General features: G+C 33.1%; 1 protein-coding gene, 1 tRNA gene and 1 pseudogene. All 3 read left to right on the forward strand.

What is annotated here, in order from left to right; genetic code table 11:
• Positions 1-346: pseudogene (locus tag A9G44_RS13525) on the forward strand (hypothetical protein); the annotation flags it as partial.
• 191 nt (positions 347-537) lie between these two features.
• Positions 538-611 (forward strand) — tRNA-Cys (locus tag A9G44_RS07695).
• A gap of 395 nt (positions 612-1,006) precedes the next feature.
• Positions 1,007-1,204 carry a hypothetical protein gene (locus A9G44_RS07700; protein WP_065610199.1) on the forward strand — a complete coding sequence of 66 codons (198 nt, stop codon included), beginning with the start codon at positions 1,007-1,009 and terminating at the stop codon, positions 1,202-1,204.
• Positions 1,205-1,522 lie beyond the last annotated feature (318 nt).

The following is a 1,522-nucleotide window of genomic DNA, read 5'->3' on the forward strand; positions in this document are numbered from 1 at the left end:
TAACCAAGTTATTGTATCAACTCTAGCAGAGTTTATAACGCCTGAACTAGCCGAAACATATGCTATAGCAAGACCTAATTTTATATCTAATGAGCAACAACAACAAATTGTTAATGATCTTTTAACAAAGCAAGGTGAAGCTTTCATATTAGCCCCCCGTGAAGAGCCACATCTTTATTGTACAACGTTACTTTTTGATTCCATCATCAAATTTCAACCTGATTTTAATGTTAATTGGCAATCAATTAATTTTCCATTTTTAAGTGGCGTTTATTTATTTCCAAATGCATTCGCTAATTATCCAGATATTACCTGGATCTATAAATATCCCGAAACATCAGAATAATATTGTACAATTTGTTCTAGCATAAAATTAAATTTAAACACATATTTTGTGCGATCTTTTTGGGAAATATGCTGTTTACTCTTACTGTGGTTAGTTAAAAATAAAGTGACTGCTGTAATTATAATCTATTTAATCTTGACGATTAGTCAAGCCAGTGATAATATTTGCAGCCTATTCAGATAGACCACCAAGGCGCGTTGGCAGAGTGGCCATGCTGCGGATTGCAAATCCGTCTACCTCGGTTCGACTCCGGGACGCGCCTCCATTAAAATCAATGACTTATCTAACAATTTCTTAAGTATATAACAATAAGTGGCGGTAAAATGGCGGTGCAATTTTGTTATAATCGTATATAATCCGTTTCCTACCATTTCAAAATAAAAATCATTGACATTGATATGCTCTTTCGATAGATTAGCTGTGTGCTAGCAAAATCTAGTGCCAAGTTTCGCAGCTTGTACTCTATAAGGAGCATAACCGCTCAAAGCGGTATTTTTATGCTTAAAGCCTAGCTACGCCTTTTCAATGGTGGGCTAAGTGAGGAAGCCGAAAGGCTAGCCGTGTTCCTTGTAGAGCGGTACTGCGAACCTTGCTTAGTTCACCTCCAGATTTCGCAGATTTGGACGTGATTAATTATAATTAATCAACAAGGAAATAAGCATGAAAAAGAATGTTCCCCAACAAAAGTTTAACTCTATTGAAACATCAGAAATAAGTATTGATGGTTATTGCAAATTAGAGCAAGCCGAATTAATTACCCGCCTAACTCTTGATTCAAATTTAAATAAAAATGACACGCTATGCGCTATAACTTGTGTTCATGATTTATTGCGTGAAACAATTAATCACGTTCAATAAAAGATATTTATGACTGAGCAATTTATAATTGTTCAGTCAATTGGCATTATCAATGATGATATAAAATTCTTTACTTCGTGAATTGTTTCAAATACACCGATTAGATCAAGAGAATCTTTTTTTAAAAAGACCCACCACTCATTTACCATAAGTGCCACGATATAACCCGATTCACAATTTTCTATATCAAACGATTCATCTATTAATATTGATATTTTCATATTATCCAATGTAATAAAATTTCAGTTGTAATAATTTATAACAAATTGATATTAAATGAATATTATATTTTATTAATTTTGGGATCTAGGTTCCAAA

The organism is Gilliamella sp. Occ4-3 (genome assembly GCF_001690675.1).
GTDB lineage: Bacteria > Pseudomonadota > Gammaproteobacteria > Enterobacterales > Orbaceae > Gilliamella > Gilliamella bombi.

Coding starts and splice junctions, on each gene's coding strand:
- A9G44_RS07700 (WP_065610199.1), top strand. CDS start 1,007: ATGAAAAAGAATGTTCCCCAACAAAAGTTTAACTCTATTGAAACATCA.